Raw genomic sequence first — 15,133 nt, forward strand, 5'->3', positions numbered from 1 at the left:
CCACGCGGGGCCGACGACCCCCGTCGCGTCCCGAGACCGGCCCCGCAGCGCTCCCGCGTCAGCGCAGCAGGGCGTCGATCACGGCGGGTCCGGTCAGCACGCCGATCAGCGCGCCCACCACCATGAACGGCCCGAAGGGGTAGGCGGCCCTGAGGAGGGCGCGGTCGCGGCGCACGAGGGCGAGCAGGAGACCCGGCAGGCCGAAGACGAGGAAGCCGGCGTAGACGCCGACGACGAGCTCGGCGACGCCGAGGCGGCCGAGCACGAGCCCGAGCAGCGCGGCCAGGCGCACGTCGCCGAAGCCCATGCCGGCGGAGTGCACGGCCCACAGCAGCCAGTAGAGCGAGCGCGCGACGAGCAGGCCGACGCCCGCGCGCAGGACCGCGTCGTGCTCGCCGGTGACCGCCCACTCCCCCAGCGCGAGCAGCACCAGCGCGCCGGTCGCCGGGAGCACGAGGCGCGAGGGCAGCAGGCGGGTGTGGCCGTCGACGTAGGCCAGGGCGACGCACAGCGGCACGACCGGCAGCGCGTAGGCCAGGGCCCACGCGGTGTCCTCGGTCAGCCCGTCACCGAGCACGGCACGGGCGACCAGCCCGCCGGCCATGGCGGAGACGAGGGCCACCCACGGGCCCAGGTGGGGACGTGCCGCGAGGTCGACGTAGAGCGGCTTGGGCGGCTCGGCGGGCCGGGCGACGCTCGCGGGTCCGGACCCGGCGGTCGGCCCGTGCGGGGCCTCCGCGCCCACGAGGGTCCCGGTCGCTGCACCGGCGGCGGGATCGGCAGGGGGATCCGCAGGGGGATCCGCGGCTGACGCGGGCGCGGGGGGCTCGGGCAGCGCCCGGATCAGCGCGGGCACGCCCAGCCCGGCGAGACCGCAGCCCAGGGCGGCGAGGGCCACGACGAGGAGCTCGGCCGCGGCGTCGCTCACGCCGGTGCCCGCGCGGCGAGCGCGGCCGCGCCCGCGGCGCGCATGACGTCGACGGGGCCGGGACGTCCGGTCATGAACTCCACCTGGAGGGCGGCCTGGTGCACCAGCAGGTCGAGGCCGGTCACCAGCACCGTGCCGTCGGCGGTGGCCGCGGCCGCGGCGAGCGGCGTCGGCCACGGGTCGTAGACGACCTCGAAGACGACCGGCGTGGCGGCCCAGCGCAGCACCAGGTCGGGGGTCTGGGCGGCCGCGGGCACCGTGGAGACCACCAGCTCGGCGGGGCCGACCTCCTCGGCCGGCGTGGTGAGGGGCAGCACCCTCACGTGGGCCCCGCCGGGGTGGCGGCGGATCGCGTCGACCGTCTCGGCGGCGCGCTCCGGGGTGCGCGCGAGCACCACGACCTCGCGGGCGCCCAGCTCGCAGGCGGCGAGCCCGGTGGACGCGGCCGTGGCGCCCCCGCCGAGCACGACGGCCCGGGCCACCTCGCCGTCCCACCGCTCACGCACCGCCGCGACGGCGCCGGGGAGGTCGGTGTTGTCGGCGCGCAGCCGGGGCTCGTCGACCAGCAGGGTGTTGGCGGCGCCGACCAGCCGGGCCCGCTCGGTGACCTCGCCGCGGGCGCCGACGGCCAGGGCCATCACCTCGCGCTTGAGCGGCATCGTGAGCGACAGCCCGCGCCACGAGTCGTCGAGGCCCGCGAGCACCTCCGGCAGCGTGCCGGAGGCGACGCGCACGGCCTCGTAGGTCCAGTCCAGGCCGAGCGCGGCGTAGGCCGCGCGGTGCAGGACGGGTGAGAGCGAGTGACCGACGGGGTCGCCGACGACGGCGCAGCGCATCCGGGACGCCTCAGCAGCGGTCGGACTGGGTGGCGCAGTACTCGTCGAACTCCGCCTCGTAGACCAGGAACTCGTCGTAGGTATCGGCGAACTTGGTCTCCCCGGTGCGCAGGTCGACCGTGACGTAGTAGAGCCAGTCGCCCTCGGCCGGCGCGGCGGCCGCCGCGATGGCGGCGTCGCCGGGCGCCTCGATCGGGGTCGGCGGCAGGCCGGGCTGCTCGTAGGTGTTGTAGGGCGAGTCGGCCACCGAGGCGATCTCGTCGGTGGTGAGGCGGGCGATGCCCGACTCCCCGAGGGCGTAGTTGACCGTGGCGTCGATCTGCAGCAGACCGGCGGTCTCGTCGTTGTCGGGGCTGAGCCGGTTGTAGATGACCCGTGCCACCTTGGGCATGTCGTCGCCGCGGCCCTCGGCCTCGACGAGGCTGGCGATGGTCATCAGCTCCTGGGGGCTGATGCCGAGCCGCTCGGCCGAGGCCTCGAGGTCGGCGTCGTCGGCGGCCTGGCGCCACCGGGTGAGCATCGCCTGCACCATGCCCTCGGCGTCCTCGCGCGGCGCGAAGGCGTAGGTCGAGGGGAAGAGGTAGCCCTCGGGGTTGCCCTCGGCGTAGTCGGGCAGCCCGAGGTCGGCGAGCAGGCGCCGGTCGTCGAGCACGGCCTCGAGCTCGGCGGTGGTGACCTTGGTCTGCTCGGCCAGGATCGCGACGATGTCGACGACGCGCAGGCCCTCGGGGATGGTGACGGAGTCGGTGATGACGTTGGCCGGGTCGACGAGCACGTCGATGGCGTCGGCCGAGGACATCTCCTCTTTGAGCCGGTAGAAGCCGGCTTGGATGGCCGCGGAGTCGGGGTTGTCGGTGGCCGCACCGACGCAGGCGTCGACCGAGGCCACGACGCCCTCGTCCTTGAGGTTGCGGCAGATCTGGGTGGAGCTGTCGCCGGAGGCGACCTCGAACTGCACGCGCCCCGAGCCGGGGCCCTCGAAGTCCTCGGGGTCGCTGAACTGGTCGGCGATGAAGCTGCTCGCCCGGTCGTAGACCAGGTAGCCGCCGCCCACGAGCACGGCCAGCGCCACCAGCACCGCGAGGCAGCCGGGCAGGCGGCTGCGCTTCTTGCGACGGCGCCCGCCGAGGTCGGGGGCGCTGCTCAGCGGCAGCGGGGAGTCGTCGTGCTCGGGCTGCTCGGGCTGCTCGGGGTACGCCGCTGCGTGGGCCGCACCGTCGTCCGGGGCCGCGTCCCTGGGGGCGCCGTCCGCGGGGTCGCGGTCGTGCTCACTCATGCTGCTCCTCGACGTCGTCACCGAGGAGCTCGCCGGGAGGGTTCCCGGTGGCGCGCTCGGTGTCCAGTGCGTGCTGCAAGATCAGCACCGCCGCGGCCTGGTCGACCACGGACCGCTGCTTGGGGCCCTTGCGGACGCCCCCTGGGCTGCCGCGCAGCATAGCCTCCGCCGACACGGTGGTGAGCCGCTCGTCGACCAGCCTCACCCGCACCGGGGCCACACGGCGGGCCAGCGTCGCCGCCCACGCCCGGGTCTTGGCCGCGGCCGGACCCTCCCCGCCCGACAGCGACCGCGGCAGGCCGGCGACCACCTCGAGCACCTCGGAGTCCTCGCCGATCTCGGCGATGATGGCAGCCAGGCGGGACAGGTCGCCCCGGCCCCGCTTGACCGTCTCCACCGGCGTGGCCAGGAAGCCGGTCGGGTCGCTGCGGGCGACGCCGATCCGGGCGTCGCCCGGATCGATGCCGAGCCTGACTCCGTGGCGCACCGCTCAGGCCCCTGCCGTGCGGCCGACCTCGGCGACGACCAGGTCGAGGGCCTCGTCGACGCGGGAGGCGTCGGTGCCGCCGCCCTGCGCGACGTCGGCCTTGCCCCCGCCCTTGCCCCCGACCAGCGGGCCGACGGCGCGGACCAGGTCGTTGGCGGAGAGGCCGCGCTCGCGCGCGGCGTCGTTGGTGGCGGCGACGACGGCGACCTTGTCGTCGACGACACCGATCACGACCACCACGCCGGGCTCGCCCTGGGGCAGCCGGCCGCGCACGTCCATGGCCAGGGTGCGCGCGTCGCCGCCCCCGGCACCGTCGACCCGGTGGGCCACGACGTGCACCGGCCCGACCTGCCTGGCCTGTGCGGCGATGGTCTCGCCGCCGGCGAGGAGCTGGGCGAGCCGGGCCTTCTCGACCTCCTTCTCGGCGGCGCGCAGCCGCTCGACGAGGTCGCCGACGCGTCCGACCAGGTCGTCGGGCCGGGTCTTGAGCAGGGTGGTCAGCTGGCCGACGACGTGGCGCTCGCGCGCGAGGTAGTCGAAGCCCTCGATGCCGGTGTGGGCCTCGATGCGGCGGTTGCCCGAGCCCACCGACGCCTCACCGGTCACCACGATCGTGCCGATCTGGGAGGAGTGGTCGACGTGGGTGCCGCCGCACAGCTCGCGCGACCAGGGGCCGCCGATCTCGACGACACGGACCTTGGTGTTGTCGTAGGTCTCGCCGAAGAGCGCGATGGCGCCCCAGTCCTTGGCCTCGGGCAGGGTCATGTACTGCCAGCCCACAGGCAGGTCGGCGCGCAGCGCGGCGTTGGAGACCTGCTCGATCTGTCGGACCTGGTCGGGGTCGAGCGCGGTGGTCCAGCCGAAGTCGAGGCGCAGGTAGCCCGGGCGGTTGTAGGAGCCCGACTGCAGCGCCGAGGGGCCGAGCACCTCGCGCAGCGCGGCGTGGACCACGTGCGTGCCGGAGTGCGCCTGCCGCGCGCCGGTGCGCCAGGCGGGGTCGACGCGGGCGTGGAGGGTGGCGTCCTGCACCAGCTCGCCCTCGAGCACCCGCACCTGGTGGACGACGAGGCCGCGCACCGGGCGCTGGACGTCGAGCACCTCGAGCAGCGCACCGTCGGCGACGAGCCGGCCGGCGTCGGCGACCTGCCCTCCCGACTCGGCGTAGAAGGGCGTGCGGTCGAGCACGACCTCGCCGACCTCGCCCTCGCGCAGCACCGGCACGCCGACGCCGCCGGCGAGCACCGCCAGGACGCGCGACTCGGTCTCGAGGGTCTCGTAGGCCAGCCACTCCGTGGGGCCGTGGCCGTCGAGGATGCCGCGGTAGACCCCGGTGTCGGCGTGCTGGCCCTTCTTGGAGCGCGCGTCGTCCTTGGCACGCTGGCGCTGCTCGCCCATGAGGGCGCGGAAGCCCTCCTCGTCGACGCTCAGCCCGGCCTCGGAGGCCATCTCCAGCGTCAGGTCGATCGGGAAGCCGTAGGTGTCGTGCAGCGCGAAGGCCTGGTCGCCGGCCAGGCGGGTGCCGCCGGCCTGCTTCACCTGGCCCGCGGCCAGGTCGAAGATGTGGGTGCCGGCCTGGAGGGTCTTGCGGAAGGCCTCCTCCTCGGCGAAGGCCACCCGGGAGATGCGGTCCCAGTCGGTGTGGAGGTCGGTGTAGGTCTCGCCCATCTTGTCGCGGCTGACCGGCATCAGCTCGGGCAGCGCCGGGTCCTCGTAGCCCAGCAGCCGCATCGAGCGCACGGCCCGCCGCAGCAGCCGGCGCAGCACGTAGCCGCGGGCCTCGTTGCCCGGGGTCACGCCGTCGCCGATGAGCATCATGCCGCTGCGCACGTGGTCGGCCACCACCCGGAAGCGCACGTCGTCGACCGGGTCGGCACCGTAGCGGCGCCCGGTGAGCTGCTCGGCCATCCGGATCACGGGGAACATGACGTCGATCTCGTACATGTTCTCGACGCCCTGGGTCATGAACGCGACGCGCTCGAGGCCCATGCCGGTGTCGATGTTCTTCTTCGGCAGCAAGCCGGCGATGTCGAAGTCCTCCTTCGAGCGCACCGCGGAGAGCTCGTCCTGCATGAAGACGAGGTTCCAGAACTCCAGGTAGCGGTCCTCGGCGGAGAAGTCGCCGTCGGCGCCGTAGGCGGGGCCGCGGTCGATGAGGATCTCCGAGCACGGGCCACCGGGGCCGGGCACGCCCATCGACCAGTAGTTCTCCGACTTGCCCAGCCGCGCGATCCGGTCGTCGGGCAGTCCGGTGATCTTGCGCCACAGCGCGACGGCCTCGGGGTCGTCGACGTAGACGCTGGGGTAGAGCCTGGCCTCGTCGAAGCCCCAGCCGCCGTCGGACTGCGGCTTGGTGACCAGGTCCCAGGCCAGCTCGATGGCCCGCTCCTTGAAGTAGTCGCCGAAGGAGAAGTTGCCGCACATCTCGAAGAACGTGCCGTGGCGGGTGGTCTTGCCGACGTCCTCGATGTCGGGGGTGCGCACGCACTTCTGCACGCTGGTCGCCTTGTCGTAGGGCGGGGTCTCCTGGCCGAGGAAGTACGGCTTGAAGGGCACCATGCCAGCGTTGACGAAGAGCAGGTTGGGGTCGTCGAGCAGCAGCGACGCCGACGGGACGGGGGTGTGGCCCGCGCGCTCGAAGTGCGCGAGGAACCTCCGGCGAATCTCCGCGGTCTCCATCAGCTGCCTTCCTGTCCTGGGTGGTGCCGGTCCGCGCTGGTCGCGCGGGCGGCGGTGTCGGTGCTCGGGTCTGTGGCGGTGCTCGTGCCGGTGCCTGTGCCGGTGGGGGTGTCGGCCGCCGGGTCCGCGACGGGCGGCGGAGCGCTGAGCTCCGGGCGGACGGCCCCCTGGAGGGCCCCGCCCACCCGGGCCCGCACGGCGGGCTCGGCGTCGGCGCGGCCCTGGGCGACCTCCTCGCGCAGGATCCGGGCCCCGACCACGGCGGCGCCGACCCGGTCGCGCATCCCGTCGACCGTGAGGGCCTCGGCCACGCGGCGCCCCCGCACCATGGCCCACACCCCGGCGCCGGCCCCTGCGGCGAACCACAGCCCCCGGCTCATGCGGCCCGCCTCACGCCGCGGGCTCCCGCGAGAGGTCGAGGCCGGCGCGCTGCCGGGCCTGCGCGGCGCGGCGCGCCTCCCGCTGGTCGGTGCGGCGCTGCTTGCGGGCGCGCTTGACCTCGCGGCGCATCTCCAGCCGCACGCGGTGGCGCACCTCGGGGCCGAGGGCGCGACGCACGCCGGCGGCCAGCGAGGCGGCCTGCACGACCGACTCGCGCAGCACGAGGTCGGCGAAGAGGGGCGCGTCGGGGCGGGCGGCCGGCGACGCGCCGTCCGCCCGTGCCGTGGTCTCGTCGACCGCGTCGTCGGCGCCGAGGTGGGTGATGACGAACTCCTCCTCCGCCGCCCGCGTCCGCGCCGGGGCGTCGAGGGCGACGAGACGGCGCTCCAGCAGCTCGAGGCGCTCGCGCAGCTGCGCGGTCGCCGTCCTCGCCTCCGCCTCGGCCCGCGCCGCGGAGCGTCGTACGCCGCGCAGCGCCAGGCCGGTCGCGACCAGGGCGGCGAGCAGCAGCACGCCCAGAGCGAGGACCACCGGCAGCGCCCACCCCGGCGTGCTCCACTGCTGCGTCATGGTGACCGACCCTATCGCGGGGTCAGCGGCCACGAGCGCGGCCCCGCACCAGCCGCTTGATGCGCTCCCAGCGCTCCTTCACGGCGGCCTCGGCGCCGTGGTCGGTGGGCTGGTAGTAGCTGGCGTCGGCCACCACGTCGGGGGCGTACTGCTGCTCGGCGATGCCGAACGGGGCGTCGTGGGCGTAGACGTAGGACGTGCCGTGGCCCAGCTTCTTGGCGCCGCCGTAGTGCGCGTCGCGCAGGTGCGAGGGCACGGGCCCGATCCTGCCCGCCTTCACGTCCGCGCTCGCCGCGGCGATCGCGGTGGTGACGGCGTTGGACTTCGGGGCCACCGCCAGCGCGATCGTGGCGTGGGCGAGGTTGAGACCCGCCTCGGGCATGCCGATGAGCTGCACGGCCTGGGCGGCGGCCACCGCGGTGGTCAGCGCGGTCGGGTCGGCCAGGCCGATGTCCTCGCTGGCCAGGATGACCAGGCGCCGGGCGATGAAGCGCGGGTCCTCCCCCGCCTCCATCATCCGCGCCAGGTAGTGCAGCGCGGCGTCGGCGTCCGACCCGCGCACCGACTTGATGAAGGCGCTGGTGACGTCGTAGTGCTGGTCGCCCTGGCGGTCGTAGCGCACCGCGGCCCGGTCGACGGCGGTCTCGGCCGTCGCGAGGTCGACGACGCTCGTGCCCCGGGCGGCGGCGGCGCCGGTGGCCGCCTCGAGGTAGGTCAGCGAGCGCCGGGCGTCGCCGCCGGCGAGCCGCACGAGGTGGTCGAGGGCGTCGTCGTCGACGGTGAAGCGCCCGCCCAGCCCCCGCTCGTCGGTGAGCGCGCTGCCCATGACCCCGCGCACGTCGTCGTCGCTCAGCGACTCCAGGCGCAGCAGCAGGCTGCGCGAGAGCAGCGGCGAGATGACGCTGAAGAAGGGGTTCTCCGTGGTCGCGGCGACCAGCGAGACCCAGCGGTTCTCCACCCCGGGCAGCAGGGCGTCCTGCTGGGCCTTGCTGAAGCGGTGCACCTCGTCGACGAAGAGCACCGTCTCCGCGCCGCCTCGGGCCAGCTCGGCGCGCGCGGCGTCGATGGCCGCGCGCACCTCCTTGACCCCGGCCGAGACCGCCGAGACCTCGACGAAGCGGCGGTCGGTGGACTGGCTGACGATGGAGGCGATCGTCGTCTTGCCCGTGCCGGGCGGCCCCCACAGCAGCAGCGACAGGGAGCGCTGGTCGTCGATCAGCTGGCGCAGCGGCGACCCGGGCTCGCGCAGCTGCTGCTGGCCGACCAGCTCGTCGAGCGTGCGCGGGCGCATCCGCACCGCCAGCGGCGCGGCCATGCCCTGCTGGGCCGACAGCGAGCCGCCGCCCCCTCGGGGAGGGGACGGCGGACCGGTGTCGAAGAGGCCCTCAGGCTCGGCCAAAAGTCCTGGTGTCCAGGTCGAACCAGGTGTCGTCGTAGCCCGGCTTGTCGGTCAGGTCGGGGCTGGGGCTGGCCCCGGGGTCGGGGTTGCCCTGGTGGTCGACGCCCAGCATGCCCGCGGTGAGCGGCTCGTTGGGGTGCTGGCCCAGCGCGCCCGGGAAGTGGCAGGCGACCTTGTGCTTCTTGCCGATCTGCAGCAGCGGCGGCTCGAGGCGCGCGCAGATGTCCTGCGCGATGGGGCACCGCGTCCGGAAGCGGCAGCCCGAGGGCGGGTTGATCGGGCTCGGCACGTCGCCCTCGAGCTGGATCCGCTCGCGGCGACCGCCGACCGCGGCCTGCTTGACGTCGGGCACCGCGGAGAGCAGCGCCTGGGTGTAGGGGTGGCGCGGCTGGTTGTAGATGCTGTCGCGGTCGCCGATCTCCACGATCTTGCCCAGGTACATCACCGCGACCTCGGGGCAGAAGTGGCGCACGATGGCCAGGTCGTGGGCGATAAAGAGGAACGCCACCCCGAACTCGCGCTGGATGTCCTGGAGCAGGTTGATGACCTGGGCCTGGATCGACACGTCGAGGGCCGAGACCGGCTCGTCGGCCACCAGCAGCTTGGGGTTCAGGGTCAGCGCGCGGGCGATGCCGATGCGCTGGCGCTGGCCGCCGGAGAACTCGTTGGGGAAGCGGTTGTAGTGCTCGGGGTTGAGCCCCACGATCTCGAGCAGCTCCTTGACCCGCGGCAGGACCTGCTTCTCGGGCACCACGTTGTGGATGCGCAGCGGGGTGCCGATGATCGACCCGACGGTGTGGCGGGGGTTCAGCGAGGTGTAGGGGTCCTGGAAGATCATCTGGATCTCGCGGCGCAGCGGCTTGAGCTTGCGCTCGGGCACCGAGGCGATGTCCTCGCCCTCGAAGCGGATGTGTCCGGCCGTGGGCTCGTAGAGCCGGGTGATGAGCCGGCCGGTGGTCGACTTGCCGCAGCCCGACTCCCCCACCAGACCCAGCGAGCCGCCGGCCTTGACCTCGAAGGAGACCCCGTCGACGGCTTGGACGTCGCCGACCTTGCGGTGGATGAGCCCGGAGGACTTCACCGGGAAGTACATCTTGAGGTTCTCCACCGACAGCAGCGTGCGGGCGTCCTCGGGGTTCTCCGACGCCGCGTGCGCCGCGACGGGCTCGGGACGGGTGGCGACCTGGTCGCCGTTCTCCGTGGTGGACATCAACGCTCCTCGTCGACGAGATCAGGCGCGATCTCAGGCAGGATCTCGGTCTGGTAGATGGCCTCGGGGTCGGCGAGGTGGCACCGCTTGAGGTGGCCCATCGACCGGTTGCCGGGCACCAGCTCCGGCAGGGTCGTCGTGCACAGGTCGCCGGGCACCTTGTCGCGGTGGGTGCACCGCGGGTGGAAGGCGCAGCCGCTGGGCGCGTTGAGCAGGCTCGGCGGGTTGCCCGGGATCGGGATCAGCTTGGCGGAGGTGTCGCCCACGACGTCGGGCACGCTGGAGAGCAGGCCCCAGGTGTAGGGCATCTCGGGGTGGGTGAGGATCTCCTTGGTCGGGCCGTACTCCACACCGCGACCGGCGTACATCACCAGGGTGTCGTCGGTCATCTCGGCCACCACGCCGAGGTCGTGGGTGATGATGATGACCGCGGAGTTGAACTCGCGCTGGAGGTCCTGGAGCAGGTCGAGGATCTGCGCCTGCACGGTCACGTCGAGGGCCGTGGTCGGCTCGTCGGCGATCAGCAGCGACGGGTCGTTGACCAGGCCCATGGCGATCATCGCGCGCTGGCGCATGCCGCCGGAGAACTGGTGGGGGTAGGAGTCGACGCGCTGGTCGGGCTGCGGGATGCCGACGCGGTCGAGCATCTCGATGGCGCGCTTGCGCGCGACCTTCTTGCTGACGTCGTGGTGCACGCGGTAGGCCTCGACGATCTGGGCGCCGACCGTGTAGTACGGGTGCAGGGCGGACAGCGGGTCCTGGAAGATCATGGAGACCTCCCGGCCGCGCAGGCCGCGCATCTCCTTCTCGCTGAGCTGCAGCACGTCGGTGCCGTCGACGCGGATCTGACCGCCGAGCTGGGCGTTGGAGCCGTGGAAGAGGCCCATGATGGCCGAGCTCGACACCGACTTGCCGGAGCCCGACTCCCCCACGATGCCGAGGGTCTTGCCGCGCTCGACGGAGTAGCTGAGGCCGTCGACGGCCTTGACGACGCCGTCGCTGGTCGGGAAGTGGACCTTGAGGTCCTCGACCACCAGCAGCGGCTCGCTCGTCCCCGCCTGGCGGGGTGCCGGACCGGACTGGGTCGTGGCAGACATCGAGGTGCTCCTTATCCGAGCCGGACGCGGGGGTCGATGACCGCGTACAGCATGTCGACGATGATGTTGGCGGCGATCACGATGGCGGCGACCAGCAGCACGATCCCCACGATGAGCGGGAGGTCGAAGCGGGCGATCGCGGTCACCGACAGCTTGCCGACACCGTTGAAGTTGAAGATGGACTCCGTGATGATCGCACCACCGAGCAGGCCGGCGAGGTCGAGCCCCGACAGCGTCACCAGCGGCGTGAGCACCGCCCGCAGGGTGTGCTTGCCGATCACGGTGCGCTGCGGCAGGCCCTTGGCCCGCGCGGTGCGGATGTAGTCCTCGGTCTGGGTCTCGAGCACGAAGGCCCGGGTGATCCGGATGTAGCCGGCCATGTAGACCAGGGCCAGCGTGATCGCCGGCAGCATCAGCCCCGTGAGCCAGGCCCACGGGCCGGCCTCTGCGATCGGGCTGTAGCGCGGGGTGTCGACCAGGCCCCAGCGGATCGAGACGTAGGTCAGGAAGATCTGACCGACGAAGAAGGTCGGGAAGGCGAAGGCGATCAGGGACAGGGCGACGATGCCGCGGTCGAGCACGCGTCCCTTGAACAACGCGGCCATCACGCCCAGGAGGACGCCGATGATGATCCACAGGGCGAAGGCGACCAGGGCGAGCGAGACCGAGACCGGCAGCCTGTCGGAGATCAGGTCGCGCACGGTCTCGCCGTAGCCGGTGGAGTAGCCCAGGCAGGGGGCCTCGCACTGGGTGACCAGCTCGGGGGCGGCCTCGCGCAGCGCCTCGTCGTCGGGGAACTCGCGGCCAGCGACGACGCCCTTGGCGAACTTCGCCCACTGCGTGGTGATGGGCTCGTCGTAGCCGAGGGCGGCCTTGGTCTGCTCGAGCTGCTGGGCGGTGCACTTCTGGCCGCAGGCGTAGCGCTCGGGCGTGCTGGAGCTGGCGTAGAACAGCAGGAAGGTGACCATGCTCATCACGACGAGCAGCAGCGCACCGCTGAACAGGCGTCGAAGGGCGTATGCGAACACGTTCACCTCAGGAGTTCTCGTCGGTACGCGACGCGGCGGTGGCCGCGCCGTGCGAGGGGCCGGGCGGTGGCCCGGCGCGCGGCAGGAGTGCCGCCTCGCGGGACCGTGCGGCCCCGCCCCCTGATGGGGGGTGGGACCGCACGGTCGGTGCGTGTCGTCGACACGCGGTGCTGCGGGTGGTGCCGTCACCCGGGAGCGACGGCGGTGCTGCGGTGCTGCGGCGGTGCCTGCTCAGGGAGCAGGGGTCACTGCGCGTCCTCGGCCACGGCGATGACGCCGAGGTCGGGGTAGCCGCTCGTGGACACCGAGTTCACGTAGTTCTCGATGCCCGAACCACGCAGGTAGTAGAAGTTGGTGGTGTCGAGCGGGATGTAGGCGACGTCGTCGGCGAGGAGCTGGTCCAGCTGGCCCCACAGCTCGTTGGCGGCGTCGAGGTCGGTCTCGGCGAGCGCCTCGTCGATGAGGGCGTTGGCCTCGTCGCTGTCGTAGTTGCCGTAGTCCTGGCCGTTGGAGTTGGCGGTCAGGTTGAGGCGGCTGTCGAACAGCGGCGGGAGCACGGTCGAGATCGAGGGCCAGTCAGCACCCCAGCCGCCCCAGATCAGGTCGGAGTCGGAGTCGGGCTTCTGGATGGTCTCGTAGTACGGGCCCGAGGGGTCCAGACCGTCGAGGGTGACATCGAAGCCGGCCTCGTCGTAGGTCTCCTTCAGCAGCGCGAAAGCGTTCTCCGAGGAGGCGGACCCGATCGGGTAGGTCAGCGTGATCGGGTACGGCGTCTCGACGCCGGCCTCCTCGAGCAGCGCCTTGGCGCCCTCGACGTCGCCGCCCTCGGGCGAGCCGAAGGTGTCGAGGGGCTGGTGGCCCGGGACGTCGGGGCTGACGATCGTCTGCGCCGGGGTCGAGGCCAGCTCGCCACCGAGGGCGCCGATGTAGGCCGCGCGGTTGGTCGCCAGCGCGAGGGCCTGGCGGACCTTGACGTCCTCGATCCGGTTGAAGTTCGGCACCAGGTAGTTGGTGAACGGCGACTGGATGTTGACCGCACGCTCGGCGACGTCGCCGGTGATCTGGTTGTACTGCGCCGAGGTGATGTTCTGCGCGGCGATGGCGGTGGTGTCCTCGCCCTGGTCGGCGATCAGGCGCTCGATGATGGTCTCGGGCTCGACGCCGACCTCGAAGGTGATGTCGTCGAAGTTCGCCTGGCGGTTGGTGTCCTCCTCGCCGTCCCACTCGGGGTTGCGCACGAAGGTGCCGCCGGAGTCCTCGTCCCACTCGCCGTCGAGCATGTAGGGGCCGCTGGAGAAGGGCACCAGGTCGGAGCGGTCGCCCTTGTCCTGGTCCTCGCGGACCGGGTCGAAGGCGCGCAGCGAGGCGATGGCCAGCGGGAAGTCCGGCCACGGCTTCTTGAACTTGTAGGTGATCGTGTTGCCGTCGCAGGAGACCGCCTGGTCGAAGAGCTCCTGGCCCTCGCCGGTGTAGGGGCCCTTGTACTGCGAGGAGCCGTCGTCGGCGGTGGGGACGTCGAGGTAGCCGATGATGTAGTTCGGGCCGCCGGTGATGACATCGGTGGCGAAGGTGCGCGAGACGCCGTAGGCGAAGTCCTCACACGTGATGGGCTCGCCGTCCTGCCAGACCGGGCCGTCCTTCAGCGTGAACTGCCACTCGGTGGCGTCCTCGTTGGCGGTGCCGGTGTCGGTGGCGAGGTCGGCGATCGGGGTCGTGCCCTCGGTGGCGTCGGTCGTGCCGCTGGGGAACTGCACCCAGCTGCGGTAGACCAGGCGGCCCAGGTTCGAGATGTCGCGACCGACGTAGACGCGCTGGGGGTCGAGGTGCTCGGTGACCGAGGACTGCAGGTAGGTGATGGAGCCGCCCTTGGTGGCCTCGGTCACCTCCTGGCCCTCCTGGTTGCCGACGCCGTCGTTGCTGCTGCTGCCGCCGTCGCCGCCACAAGCGGCGAGGCTGGCGGCGACAACCGCGGACGTCGCGAGGGCGACGAAGCGCTTCCGTGTCCTACCCATGTGATTTCTCCTTGTGTTCTCGCCGGGGTCGGCGCGTCTTTCCTGCGGAAAGTCCTGGGGGCGGGCCGAGGCCCACGGGGGTCGTCTCAGCGACCGGCCTTCGGGTCGAGCGCGTCGCGCGCACCGTCGCCGAGGAGGTTGAACGAGATGACGATCACCGCGATGAAGATCGCGGGGGTGAAGAAGAACAGCGGGTAGGAGTCTGCGTAGAGCAGCGCCCCGCTGAGCACGTTGCCGAGGGTCGGGGTGGGGTTCTTGATCCCGACGCCGAGGTAGCTGAGTGCTGCCTCGGCCGAGACGTAGGCCGGCATCAGCAGCGTGAAGTAGACGAGGATCGGGGCCCAGAGGTTGGGCAGGATCTCCTTGAAGTAGATCCGGGGCCGGGAGGCGCCCATGAGGCGGGCGGCGTCGACGAACTCGCGCTCGCGGATCGAGAGCACCTGGCCGCGGATCAGCCGGGCCACCGGTGGCCAGCCGAAGGCGGCCAGCACGATGACGATGTAGAAGCCGTTGACGAAGGCGCCGTTGGGGCCCGAGGGGATGCCGAGGTCGAGCATCCGGTCGACCACGACCTGGGAGAGCGCCAGCAGCATCAGGGTGCTGGGGAAGGACAGCGTCAGGTCGATGATGCGACCGATCACGCCGTCGACCACGCCGCCGGTGAAGCCGGCGATGATGCCGAGCACGGTGCCGATGATGACGGTGATGATCGCGCCCGACAGGGCGATGGTCATCGACAGCGTCGTGCCGAGCAGGATCCGCGAGAGCAGGTCGCGCCCGGTGCCGGGCTCGATGCCGAACGGGTGGGCCAGGCTCATGCCCTCGGTGGGCAGGCCGCCCGTCATCAGGTTGAGCAGGTCTTGGTTGGAGTCCTGCGGCTTGAGCACGCCGGCGGCCACCAGGATCGGGGTCAGGACCGCGATCGCGAAGAAGAGCACGACGACGGAGAAGGACACCATCGACAGCCGGTCCTTGCGGAAGCGGGCCCAGGCCAGCTTGGCCGGCGAACGTCCCTCGACGCCGACCTTGCCGGCCGCCTTGTCGTCCCCCTCGGGCTCGTGGAACTCCGAGTCGCCGGGCTGCTCCACGCTCGATGCCGTCAGGCTCACCGAGTCACCTCTCCACTACGAACACTGGACACGGAGCAGGGCCGGGGCCCTGCGCCGCGAGCGACTCTATGTGCTCGGTGCCCCACCGGCGGTCAACCGCGAGTAACGATCTGGTCTCGGCAGT

The 15,133-nt window shown here is 72.5% G+C and carries 13 protein-coding genes; all 13 read right to left on the bottom strand.

Annotation, left to right across the window (positions count from 1 at the left end; translation table 11 throughout):
• Positions 1 to 58: 58 nt before the first annotated feature.
• Positions 59 to 928: a prepilin peptidase gene (locus IR170_RS20330; RefSeq protein WP_193664187.1), complete on the bottom strand. Its 870-nt coding sequence runs from the start codon at positions 926 to 928 to the stop codon at positions 59 to 61.
• Complete coding sequence (locus tag IR170_RS11430) at positions 925 to 1,764, bottom strand: shikimate dehydrogenase (protein ID WP_193664189.1); 840 nt, start codon at positions 1,762 to 1,764, stop codon at positions 925 to 927. The genes IR170_RS20330 and IR170_RS11430 overlap by 4 nt, the downstream gene beginning before the upstream one ends.
• 10 nt (positions 1,765 to 1,774) lie before the next feature.
• A complete protein-coding gene (gene mltG / locus IR170_RS11435; RefSeq protein ID WP_193664191.1) occupies positions 1,775 to 3,040 on the bottom strand; it encodes an endolytic transglycosylase MltG in 1,266 nt (421 codons plus the stop codon).
• Positions 3,033 to 3,527 (bottom strand): Holliday junction resolvase RuvX, encoded by a 495-nt coding sequence (gene ruvX / locus IR170_RS11440; RefSeq protein WP_193664193.1) that lies wholly within the window; start codon positions 3,525 to 3,527, stop codon positions 3,033 to 3,035. Before ruvX ends, mltG begins: the two co-directional genes overlap by 8 nt.
• 3 nt (positions 3,528 to 3,530) lie before the next feature.
• Positions 3,531 to 6,203, bottom strand: coding sequence for an alanine--tRNA ligase (gene alaS, locus IR170_RS11445; protein ID WP_193664195.1), 2,673 nt, complete (start codon positions 6,201 to 6,203; stop codon positions 3,531 to 3,533).
• Positions 6,203 to 6,583, bottom strand: a complete 381-nt coding sequence (locus IR170_RS11450) for a DUF6167 family protein (RefSeq protein ID WP_193664197.1) — start codon at positions 6,581 to 6,583, stop codon at positions 6,203 to 6,205. The genes alaS and IR170_RS11450 overlap by 1 nt, the downstream gene beginning before the upstream one ends.
• Positions 6,584 to 6,593: 10 nt before the next feature.
• Positions 6,594 to 7,154: a hypothetical protein gene (locus tag IR170_RS11455; protein ID WP_193664199.1), complete on the bottom strand. Its 561-nt coding sequence runs from the start codon at positions 7,152 to 7,154 to the stop codon at positions 6,594 to 6,596.
• A gap of 22 nt (positions 7,155 to 7,176) precedes the next feature.
• The gene (locus IR170_RS11460) at positions 7,177 to 8,553 is read right to left on the bottom strand and encodes a replication-associated recombination protein A (RefSeq protein WP_406603383.1); all 1,377 of its coding nucleotides are present in this window, start codon (positions 8,551 to 8,553) and stop codon (positions 7,177 to 7,179) included.
• Positions 8,540 to 9,763, bottom strand: a complete 1,224-nt coding sequence (locus IR170_RS11465) for an ABC transporter ATP-binding protein (RefSeq protein WP_193664201.1) — start codon at positions 9,761 to 9,763, stop codon at positions 8,540 to 8,542. Before IR170_RS11465 ends, IR170_RS11460 begins: the two co-directional genes overlap by 14 nt.
• Positions 9,763 to 10,860 carry an ABC transporter ATP-binding protein gene (locus IR170_RS11470; protein ID WP_193664203.1) on the bottom strand — a complete coding sequence of 366 codons (1,098 nt, stop codon included), beginning with the start codon at positions 10,858 to 10,860 and terminating at the stop codon, positions 9,763 to 9,765. The genes IR170_RS11465 and IR170_RS11470 overlap by 1 nt, the downstream gene beginning before the upstream one ends.
• A gap of 11 nt (positions 10,861 to 10,871) precedes the next feature.
• Positions 10,872 to 11,894 (bottom strand): ABC transporter permease, encoded by a 1,023-nt coding sequence (locus IR170_RS11475; protein ID WP_319805032.1) that lies wholly within the window; start codon positions 11,892 to 11,894, stop codon positions 10,872 to 10,874.
• Positions 11,895 to 12,133: 239 nt separating this feature from the next.
• Positions 12,134 to 13,900, bottom strand: coding sequence for an ABC transporter substrate-binding protein (locus tag IR170_RS11480; RefSeq protein WP_193664206.1), 1,767 nt, complete (start codon positions 13,898 to 13,900; stop codon positions 12,134 to 12,136).
• An 86-nt stretch (positions 13,901 to 13,986) separates the two neighbouring features.
• Entirely contained in the window at positions 13,987 to 15,009 is a 1,023-nt protein-coding gene (locus tag IR170_RS11485) for an ABC transporter permease (RefSeq protein ID WP_319805033.1), read from the bottom strand.
• Between the last annotated feature and the right edge of the window lie 124 nt (positions 15,010 to 15,133).

It is taken from the genome of Nocardioides kribbensis (assembly GCF_015070375.1).
GTDB classification, from domain to species: Bacteria; Actinomycetota; Actinomycetes; order Propionibacteriales; family Nocardioidaceae; genus Nocardioides; species Nocardioides kribbensis.

Coding starts and splice junctions, on each gene's coding strand:
- IR170_RS11455 (WP_193664199.1), bottom strand. CDS start 7,154: ATGACGCAGCAGTGGAGCACGCCGGGGTGGGCGCTGCCGGTGGTCCTC.
- alaS (WP_193664195.1), bottom strand. CDS start 6,203: ATGGAGACCGCGGAGATTCGCCGGAGGTTCCTCGCGCACTTCGAGCGC.
- mltG (WP_193664191.1), bottom strand. CDS start 3,040: ATGAGTGAGCACGACCGCGACCCCGCGGACGGCGCCCCCAGGGACGCG.
- IR170_RS11465 (WP_193664201.1), bottom strand. CDS start 9,763: ATGTCCACCACGGAGAACGGCGACCAGGTCGCCACCCGTCCCGAGCCC.
- IR170_RS11470 (WP_193664203.1), bottom strand. CDS start 10,860: ATGTCTGCCACGACCCAGTCCGGTCCGGCACCCCGCCAGGCGGGGACG.
- IR170_RS11450 (WP_193664197.1), bottom strand. CDS start 6,583: ATGAGCCGGGGGCTGTGGTTCGCCGCAGGGGCCGGCGCCGGGGTGTGG.
- IR170_RS11430 (WP_193664189.1), bottom strand. CDS start 1,764: ATGCGCTGCGCCGTCGTCGGCGACCCCGTCGGTCACTCGCTCTCACCC.
- IR170_RS11480 (WP_193664206.1), bottom strand. CDS start 13,900: ATGGGTAGGACACGGAAGCGCTTCGTCGCCCTCGCGACGTCCGCGGTT.